Here is an 8973-nt window from a genome sequence, read left to right on the forward strand (position 1 = left end):
ATGGCTGGGCAATAATTATTGCCCAGCCATAAAACACCCTAAAGCCTGACTCACACCTCGCTCACCTCAAACACAAACGAAATCTCCCGCTTCTGGGCGCTCCAGACGTAGCGGATATGCTTGCCCTGCACCGGAACCGAAACCGCCGGAGGGCGAAACGCCGCGACGCATTCGTGCCCGGACAGGCGGACGCTGTTGTACAGCAAGCCCCAGGACAAGGTTTCGCGCAGTTGCCGGGCGAACACCTGGGACGGGCCGTAGGCGGTGGGGTCCGGGTTGTGCAGGTGCGGGTAGTCTTGGCGGATATCGTGCAGCGGTTTGATGACCTTGTTGACGTAAGTGCGCATGGTCAATTCCAGATCCGGCTCGTTGGTCGCCCCGAGGAATCGCGCCTGGTGGTAGCAGGTCTCGGCAATGGCGGCTTCCTGGCTGCTGGCCGCGTAGTAGACGCCGAAGGTGCCGTCGCTGAAGCGGCTGCTTTTGCCGATATGGGTAAACGCGGCCATCACCGGCGAGGAGCCGGGCCCGGAAATGCGGTCCTCGGGGCGCACCCGGGACAGCACGCCGGCTTCTTCCATGAGCCGGTCGTTGGTCAGTGCTTCCAGGGCATACGCGGTGGGCAGGTCCTCGGGATCAAGCACATCTTCGAACAGCGCAATCGGCGGGAAGCTGCTGTTGACGATCCGGTAGGCACGCTTCCATTGCGGGTCCGCCAGGGGGGGTGTCATCAACCGCGTACTCCGTCGAGATAACGCCGCACATCGGCGATGTCCACCACCCGCCCGGCGAGCATGTAGGCCAGTGCCGACTGGCCGTTGAAGGGCGCAGCGGTATTGGGGCTGTTGACCCACTGGTAAGCGCGGTCCCGGCTGTTGCTGAAGATGATGCTCAGCGCCTTGTGAATACCCATGAGGTAGGAAATGCGCTCCAGTGTGTCGTGAGGCAGCCTGACGTTTTCCGGTAATTGCTTGTACTTATAGAAAGTCGTGTTGCCTACCTTGCCCAGCAACGTGCGCTGCTGCTCGACGCTGCAGCCCCACAACGCCATCAGATTGAAGAAAAACTTCAACGCGACCCGACCCGCGTCCGGGGAATCCAATTGTTGCTGCGCGTTGAGGCTGATGGAGGAGGTTGCCATGAGATGTGGGCTCCATTGCTAGACTGACACCTAGAGAGTAGTACAAATACGGATAAAGTATTATTTTTTGTTCGTAAACGTATTTTCACCCCCCTCTACCTGAACAATTCAGCCAGACGTGTGCAGGAATTTTCTTTGCGCCAGCCACTTACGGACTCGCTGACCGCCTCGATTACCGTTGATCAGGCAAAAAACCCAAATCCCGCATAAGCTCCAACCATCGTCTGCCGGAGCTTTTCGCCACAAAACCGCGACAACCGTGGCAAGGTACATGATGATAGCCGGCATGCACTGCCTGACCGGGCCAGGTGCACAACAATAGCGAGCCCACTTAAGCAGAGGGCATTACCTCATGGATAGCAGAACCTTACGCAACCTCATGCGCATCGTGCAGACCGGCTCCTTGTCGGCGGCAGCGGAACATTCCTGCCTCACGGTGCAGGCATTGGCGGCACAGTTGAACAAAGTTGAGGAGCAGTTCGGCTTCCGGTTGTTCCGGCGGTCGAACAAGGGCCTGACGTTGACGAGCCAAGGCTCGGAACTGACGCCGTTCATGGATCAGGTGCTGGTTGCCACGCGGCAGTTGGAAGAGAAGGTCGCGGCGCTGAAGACACCCCGGCAGCGCACGCTGAGAGCGGCGCTCAATACCACGCTGCCGGCGGAGTTCAACCGGCGGATGATCGATCGGCTGATCGCCGTGTTTCCTCAGTATCAGTTGGAGTTCAGTTACGCCGAGTCGATGGAAAACCTGAGCAAGCTCAAGAATGAAGATTTCGACCTGGCGATCCTGATCGGTCCGCAGCAGAGCGGCTTTTCCAGCATCACCATGCCGGACGTTCAGGTGCAGGTGGTCGGCGCCCATTGTGGCGAAGAGGACGACTCCCTCGGTTTGCTCGGCGATAAGTTTCAGGTGCGTCCCGCCGAGGAATGTCCGTACTCCCACAGCTTCCTTCGCTTCCTGGATGCCGGCCTGGGTGAGTACGGTTCGAGTCAGCGGATGGTGTATTCCTGCAGTGAAACGCTGACATTGTCGTTGATCACCCAGCTCGATGGCCTGGGGCTGGTGTCCCGCGAAGCTGCGCTGCGTAACGACTTGACGATCTTCCCGGACTTCGAGGATTTCCTCGAGGTCCGCCTGGCGGTGAATAATCCAGAGTTGTCCGGCCAGGCGCTGCACGATGTTGTGGACCTGACGCTAAAGGAACGAACCGAGCGCGATGTACGCCGCCGTGCCCACCGCCACACTGAGAAACAGGTTGCGGCTGAAATACGCACATAACAGCGTCGGAATCGCGGCATAGAACTCCGGGCGGTCGAGTTGTATCTGCTGATCCTTGATCAACAACGGGGTGAGGCTGATGGCAGCGACGATCGCCACCGGCAGGTATTCCAAGGCGCGGGCGACGAACGGTGGCCAGTTTTCAGTATTGACCTGCAGCGGCAGGGCCCGTGGCAGAAAGGTCACCGCCATCATCAGGGCCACGACCAGGATCAGGAACGTTTGGTCAGGCATACGCCCACCCCGCAGCCAACAAACGTGGCAATGAATACATTGAACGGCGAGCTGCCCAGCAGGCTCAGCCCGCCCATGCAGACGACCGCCGCCAGGGCAGCGATCAGCTTGTTACGGGTATTGCACAGCGAAACCAGCACGTAGAGCATCATCGCAGTCAGGGCGTAGTCGAGCTGGTATTTGATCAGGTGCGCCGCGTATTGCGCACACACCGCCCCCAGCAGACCGCCGAGCACCCAGGAAGTGTGGCAAAAGAGGTTGAAGCCGATCAGGTAACGCACGCTGACCGGCGCTCCGGTGCCGAGTTTGACGCTGTGGAAGGCGAACGACTCATCCGTGAGCCCTGCCGCGTAGCACCAGCGCTCGAAACGACTGAGCCCCAACGCCCGCAATGCCTTGGCCATGTACACCGACATCAGCATGTGCCGCGCGTTGATCAGGAACGTGGTGAGTACAATGGTGGTCAGCGACGCTCCGCTGGAAATCAACGCCAGCGCCGCAAATTGTGAAGCGCCCGCGTAAACGAACAGGCACATCGCCACCGGCAGCCACAAGGGCAACCCGGCGTTGACCGCCATCAGACCGAACACAAACGAAACCGTAAAATAACCCGCTACCACCGGACTGGCTTCAGCAAAGGTACGCGAGGCTTGTGGTTCGACCACCAGCGGCTGGCTGGAAGTCTTGCTCATAGATCCCTCTCGAAAGTGATTTCACCCCGAGGCTCACAAAAGCCTTGGGCTGCCCAAAACCGCTTGCCGGCCAGATTAGCATCGTCGACGAACAGGAACATGCGCAGTACGCCGACCCGCTTCATGTCGGCCGATGCCGCCTCCACCAGCCGCTGGCCCAGGCCTCGGGTGCGATGCCCTGGGCTGACGGCCAGGTGATTGATGGTGCCACGGGTGCCGAGCATGCCGCCAATCACCGCCCCCACCACCTCCCCGCAGACATCGACGGCCAGGTACGCAGTGGTGGTCTCCTGCAACAACACCCCACGCAAGAATCGGGCATCCTGCCACTCGCAGAACGACACTTCGTCGAAACCGCGAAAGAACTGCTCCAGTCGTTCGGCGTCCCTGACCATTGCCCGGCGCAACAGAACCTGTTGCTCCAGATCGTCCATGGGTTCGAGCTGTTCAGCGAACAATGTCAAAAGCGGTCCCGGGCCGCGAGAAGGAAATCGCCAGGATCTGCCTGAAAGCCATTTCATGGCTATGGACGTTCCGGGCCGGGGTGACGTAATGGCGCATGTCGCGGTCGAGGAAGAACGTGGTGTCGAGAATGTCCTCGTAGGTAATCGCCGCCAGTTGTTCTTCCTGGGCGGTGTACAGACGACTCTCTGCGCCGGCCACATTATGACGGCCCCAGAAGTGCACGCCGCTGAACGGGTACCCGTCGCAATGAATCCCTTCAGGGGTGATTTCCAGTTGCTTGCCCGGCTTGATCTCGATACGGATCTGGTGGATCTGGCACTGCCAGATTTCCTCGTGCAGCTCCTGAGGAAGGACGTTCTTGTACACCTCAAAGTCCGTGTCGATCAGACTGCGCATCACCGGTGAGTTGATCACTTCGTTGGAAAAGTCCTGGAAATGCCGCTCCAGTCCACCGACATAGCTGTTGTTAGCCTTGGACTGAATGTAGGCCCGGTGCTCGAGCTGCGAGAGTTCGCGGGTCCTGGGGTTGTATTCGAAGTCGCTGTAGCGGCGAAAACGCATGCCTGACTCGGCCTGGCCGTAGTAGCTGTCGGGCTCCATGTTTTCCCAGCTCTTGGTCAGCCGGACAAAGTCACCGAAATGACCGTAGAGATTGAAGTCTCCACCGCGGACATTGACGTATTTGTCACGTCTGAGCGCTTCGCCGACTTCCCTGTTCAGAACGATCATTTTTCATAGGTCTCCACTGCATTGAGCAGCCTAATCTAGTGGGTACAGTATTTACGTCCATGAGAAAGTATTTGAGGCATTTCAAGCCATGCTTGAAACGGTGGACAATGTGTCATTAGTACGATTTTTTCTCGGAAAAACAGACTGTTCCAACGGTTTTTTTGCCGTCCAAAGAAAAAACCCCGAGTTTGCACTCGGGGTTTTTCATCAGGCGTTTGGAACGTGATCAGGCATCAGAAGACGCTGATCGGATAATCCACGAACACCCGCAGCTCATTGCCGCTAACGTTGTACTCGCTGGATTTTTGCGAAACACGCAGGAACGAACTGCGCAACCGCACGCTCAGGTCTTTGGCGGGGCCGTTTTGGACCACGTACTTGAACTGGTTGAAGATCTCGCGCTCAGTCCCGCCTTCGCTGGTGGACGTGGTGATGTTATCGCCACGCACATAAGCCACGTTATACGTCAGGCCGGGGATCCCGAAGGTGGTGAAATCCAGGCCATAACCCAATTGCCAGCTGCGTTCGTCTTCAGCGTTGAAGTCGGACCAGAAGGAGTTGGCCAGATAGATCGTGTTACCACCGTCACCAACACGATTCTGCTCACGCTGATAACCGCCGTAGGCATAGCCCAGGTTGCTGTCGCCAGTGCTGCGCTGGTGGGCGAGCGTGAAACTGTGCGGCCCGGTGGCGAAGGTAGCGGCCAGGCTCCAGATCTTGTTGTCATCGCCGGTGACGTTGTTTTCGCGAACATAGCTGTTGTCCAGCTTGGTGCGATAGCCGTTGAAGTCCAGGGTCAGGGACTGATCCTTGGCCAATGGGAATACGTAGTTGGCGTTCACGTACTGCTTTTTCAACACGTCCTCGACATCCGAGGCGTAGAGCGAAGCCTTGAACTGCTCGGTGAACTGATAGCTGCCGCCCAATACGTTGATCGACTTCAGGCCACCGCTGTCACGACCCTCGGCGCTCTTGCGCGACTCGGCGGTGAAACGTCCAGCGTTCAGCTCCAGGCCCTTGATCTCTTTAGAAGTGATCAGCGTGCCCGTGTAGCTTTCCGGCAGCAGGCGCGAGTTGTCGTAGCTCAGCACCGGCAGGGCCGGCATCTGGTCACCGTAGGCCAACACGGTATTGGAAACACGGAACTTGACCGCTGCTCCAAACTTGGACAGGTCATCGGCCGCGTTGCCGCTGTCGCCTTGCTTGAAGAAGTCGATGCCGCCCGCACCGCTGCGACCTTTGCCGCCATCCAGACGCAGCGCGTACAGACCGAAGGCGTCTACACCCACGCCCACAGTGCCTTGGGTAAAACCGGACGAGAACGTTCCGATAGCGGCCTGACCCCATTCGGCTTTGTCTTCATTACCGTTTTTGTAGTCGCGATTCATATAGGCGTTGCGTAACAGCACGTTCAGGCTGCTGTCCTCAACGAACCCCTTGGACTCAGCCTGGTCGCTGGCCATGGCATATGTCGTGTTTAAAATCCCCAGTGCGATCAGAGCAATGCGCTTGTTCAACATGATTATTTTCCTTGTACGGGTTGATACGCACTGCGACGGCAGCCGAAACGGCGCTTTGCGCTCTTTTTCGGACTCTTGCTCCTGAAAATAATGAAAAGGCCCGCCCACGAATGATCGTGGCGGGCCTTTTTATTATTTAAGAGTCATGGCTGTTAGCCACAGGCGTGAACGAATCCTAGTCCCGCCTTCAATGATGTGTCAATTTCGTGAATCGTCTGTAATCAGGCGATAAACTTCTAAAAACAATCTTCAAATGGGCTCAGTGTTCGACACAGAACCATCAGCCACAAAAAAAGCGCTGCCATCCTGGCCAGCGCCTTTTCTCAATCCATCGAATTCTATCCTTGCATCACGTCCCACAGTGCTTCCAGCTCAGCCTCGCTGAACAGGCCATCCGGGTAGCGTTCCATGATCATCCGACGCGGATCGGGTTCTCTGGTCTGACGCGTTCCGTTGGACTTCAACCACTGTGCCAAAACTTTAAGCGACTCACCATTCACAACAGCCAAGGGATGGTATGTGCGCTCGCTTATCATATTCATTCCAGCGCCCTCTCCTGGTTGATGAGCGGCCAATTTATCCAAGGTTTATGACAAAACAACTCAGCTCCGCTCCCCAGAACTGCCGGGATACAGATACAAGAGCTATGCCAATGTGCCTGCACCGCCGATCTGCAGACATAAAAAAGCCCGCATCCCCAATCAGGCCGCGGGCCAAAGCAAAATGGATCCAAAAAGCCCGGCGCAGAGCTGCCGCCAGCGATATTACCTGGCTGTTACATCACCACTCATTTTGTGCGCGGCGCAGGCTGTTGTTGGGTAAGGCAGTGGATGTTTCCGCCCCCCAGTAACAGTTCGCGACCCGGCACCATGACCACTTCGTGCTCTGGAAAAAGCCCTTGTAGAAGCGCTTTCGCCGGGCCATCGAGTGGATCGTCGAAGCTCGGCGCGATGATGCCGCCGTTGACGATCAGGAAGTTCACGTAGGAACCGGCCAACCGCACGGTCGGATTGCGCTCCTGGGAGCCTTGCACCGCGTCCACGCCGGCGCATTCCTCTTCGGTGGCATACAACGGCCCCGGAATCGGTATCTTGTGCACTGTGAACGGGCGTCCCTTGGCGTCAGTGCTGTTTTGCAGTACGTCCATCGCGGCGTGGCAGCGGGTGTAGTTCGGGTCCTGCGGGTCGTCGGTCCAGGCCAGCAATACTTCGCCAGGGCGCACGTAGCAGCAGAAGTTATCCACATGCCCGTCGGTTTCGTCGTTGAACAGGCCGTCCGGCAGCCAGATGATTTTGTCCACAGCCAACTGCGCGCAGAGCACCGCCTCGATGTCTTCGCGGCTCAGGTGCGGATTGCGATTGCGGTTGAGCAAGCATTCCTCGGTGGTGATCAGGGTGCCCTCGCCATCGACGTGGATCGAGCCACCCTCAAGCACGAAACCTTCGGTGCGGTAACGCGGGCTGCGTTCAATCTCGAGAATCTTGCTGGCCACTTGCGAATCCCGGTTCCACGGCGCATACAGGCCACCATCAAAACCACCCCAGGCGTTGAAGTCCCAGTCGACGCCGCGCACTTCGCCACTGTCATTGATGACGAACGTCGGGCCGGTGTCCCGGACCCAGGCATCGTCGCTGGACATTTCCACCACGCGGACATTCGGCACGTCGAGATGCGCCCGGGCATTTTCGTATTGGTTCGCCGACACCGCCACGGTCACCGGTTCGAAGCGGGCGATGGCTTTGGCGACCGCCACATGAGCAGCCTGCGCGGGCTTGCCGCCCAGGCGCCAGTTGTCCGGGCGCTCGGGCCAGACCATCCAGACCTGTGTCTGGGGTGCCCACTCGGCGGGCATGTGGAAACCATCCGCGCGGGGAGTGCTGTGCAACGTTGTCATAAATCAGGACTCCAGTGAGCCATCGAGGGTTTTGATCGAGCCGTACAGGTCAGCACGACGATCACGAAAAGTGCCCCAGGCACTGCGAATGTGTTCCAGCTCGTCCAGGTCAAAGCTGTGCACCAACACGCCTTCTTCGGTTTCGTTCAACTCCTGGACCTTTTCACCGAACTGATTGGCAATGAACGAGGAGCCGTAGAACGTGATGTCGTAGCCATCCTGCTCTTCGTTGCCTATGCGGTTGCTGGCCACCAGCGGCATCACGTTCGCGCCGGCATGCCCTTGTTGCACGCGCTGCCAGTGATCGCGGGACGAAATGCTCTTGTCGTGCGGCTCGCTGCCAATGGCGGTCGGGTAGAACAGAATTTCCGCGCCTTGCAGCGCCATGCTGCGGGCGCACTCGGGAAACCACTGGTCCCAGCAGATGCCCACGCCGATCCTGGCGTAGCGAGTATTCCAGACCTTGAAACCGGTATCGCCAGGGTTGAAGTAGTACTTCTCATGGTAACCAGGACCGTCCGGGATGTGACTCTTGCGGTATACCCCCAGGTTACGGCCGTCGGCATCAATGATCGCAATACTGTTGAAACGCGCACGACCGGCCCGTTCAAAAAAGCTGATCGGCAAGACGACCTGCAGCTCCCTGGCGACTTTCTGAAAATGCCTGATGGCGACGTTATCTTCGACCGGAGTCGCCAATTGCAGGTAGTCCGGGTTGGGCTTCTGGCAAAAGTACGGCGTCTCGAACAACTCCTGGAGCAGGATGATCTGCGCTCCTTTGGCGGCAGCCTCGCGAACCTGCTTTTCAGCGGTCTCGATGTTGGCCTCCAAGTCCCAGGAACAGGCCGTCTGGGTAGCGGCAACGGTGACGATACGACTCATGAATGGAGCTCCAGAGCATGTGTGGTGCCGACTTTATAACCGATAAAAATCGGCTTTAAAAGCATAAAACGCTCAACACATCGTAAACCCTGCAGCTAAAGCCGACAAAAATCGATTTTAAGCCTACTAAATCCCGTGGG

At 58.0% G+C, this 8973-nt stretch carries 11 protein-coding genes; 1 reads left to right on the forward strand and 10 read right to left on the reverse strand.

Features of this window, described 5'->3' with window-relative positions:
* Window positions 1-50 precede the first annotated feature (50 nt).
* Together HU811_RS21465 and HU811_RS21470 are read right to left on the reverse strand one after the other, a co-directional pair.
* A complete protein-coding gene (locus tag HU811_RS21465; RefSeq protein ID WP_186657985.1) occupies window positions 51-728 on the reverse strand; it encodes an RES family NAD+ phosphorylase in 678 nt (225 codons plus the stop codon).
* Entirely contained in the window at window positions 728-1138 is a 411-nt protein-coding gene (locus HU811_RS21470; RefSeq protein WP_092455900.1) for an MbcA/ParS/Xre antitoxin family protein, read from the reverse strand. The genes HU811_RS21465 and HU811_RS21470 overlap by 1 nt, the downstream gene beginning before the upstream one ends.
* A 352-nt stretch (window positions 1139-1490) precedes the next feature.
* Here HU811_RS21470 and HU811_RS21475 point away from each other — a divergent pair, with 352 nt between their 5' ends.
* Window positions 1491-2417 (forward strand): LysR family transcriptional regulator, encoded by a 927-nt coding sequence (locus HU811_RS21475; RefSeq protein WP_092402142.1) that lies wholly within the window; start codon window positions 1491-1493, stop codon window positions 2415-2417.
* On the opposite strand, the gene HU811_RS21480 is transcribed toward HU811_RS21475, so the two are convergent.
* The 8 genes from HU811_RS21480 to aguB all read right to left on the reverse strand — a co-directional run bounded on the left by HU811_RS21480 (window position 2334) and on the right by aguB (window position 8833).
* Entirely contained in the window at window positions 2334-2651 is a 318-nt protein-coding gene (locus tag HU811_RS21480; protein ID WP_047226873.1) for an AzlD domain-containing protein, read from the reverse strand. The two genes, HU811_RS21475 and HU811_RS21480, sit on opposite strands and share 84 nt — an antisense overlap.
* Window positions 2630-3343, reverse strand: coding sequence for an AzlC family ABC transporter permease (locus tag HU811_RS21485; protein WP_047226872.1), 714 nt, complete (start codon window positions 3341-3343; stop codon window positions 2630-2632). The genes HU811_RS21480 and HU811_RS21485 overlap by 22 nt, the downstream gene beginning before the upstream one ends.
* Window positions 3340-3777 carry a GNAT family N-acetyltransferase gene (locus HU811_RS21490; protein WP_186657994.1) on the reverse strand — a complete coding sequence of 146 codons (438 nt, stop codon included), beginning with the start codon at window positions 3775-3777 and terminating at the stop codon, window positions 3340-3342. The genes HU811_RS21485 and HU811_RS21490 overlap by 4 nt, the downstream gene beginning before the upstream one ends.
* A gap of 13 nt (window positions 3778-3790) precedes the next feature.
* Entirely contained in the window at window positions 3791-4537 is a 747-nt protein-coding gene (locus tag HU811_RS21495) for a 2OG-Fe dioxygenase family protein (protein WP_092402139.1), read from the reverse strand.
* 233 nt (window positions 4538-4770) lie between these two features.
* On the reverse strand, window positions 4771-6057 hold the full coding sequence (locus tag HU811_RS21500) for an OprD family porin (RefSeq protein WP_186657989.1): 1287 nt from the start codon (window positions 6055-6057) through the stop codon (window positions 4771-4773).
* Between the two features lie 338 nt (window positions 6058-6395).
* Window positions 6396-6599: a hypothetical protein gene (locus HU811_RS21505; protein ID WP_186657990.1), complete on the reverse strand. Its 204-nt coding sequence runs from the start codon at window positions 6597-6599 to the stop codon at window positions 6396-6398.
* 245 nt (window positions 6600-6844) lie between these two features.
* Entirely contained in the window at window positions 6845-7951 is a 1107-nt protein-coding gene (aguA, locus tag HU811_RS21510; protein WP_186657992.1) for an agmatine deiminase, read from the reverse strand.
* Between the two features lie 3 nt (window positions 7952-7954).
* A complete protein-coding gene (aguB, locus tag HU811_RS21515) occupies window positions 7955-8833 on the reverse strand; it encodes an N-carbamoylputrescine amidase (RefSeq protein ID WP_186657993.1) in 879 nt (292 codons plus the stop codon).
* Window positions 8834-8973: the final 140 nt, after the last annotated feature.

Origin of the sequence: Pseudomonas tehranensis, from assembly GCF_014268615.1 — a bacterium.
GTDB classification, from domain to species: domain Bacteria; phylum Pseudomonadota; class Gammaproteobacteria; order Pseudomonadales; family Pseudomonadaceae; genus Aquipseudomonas; species Aquipseudomonas tehranensis.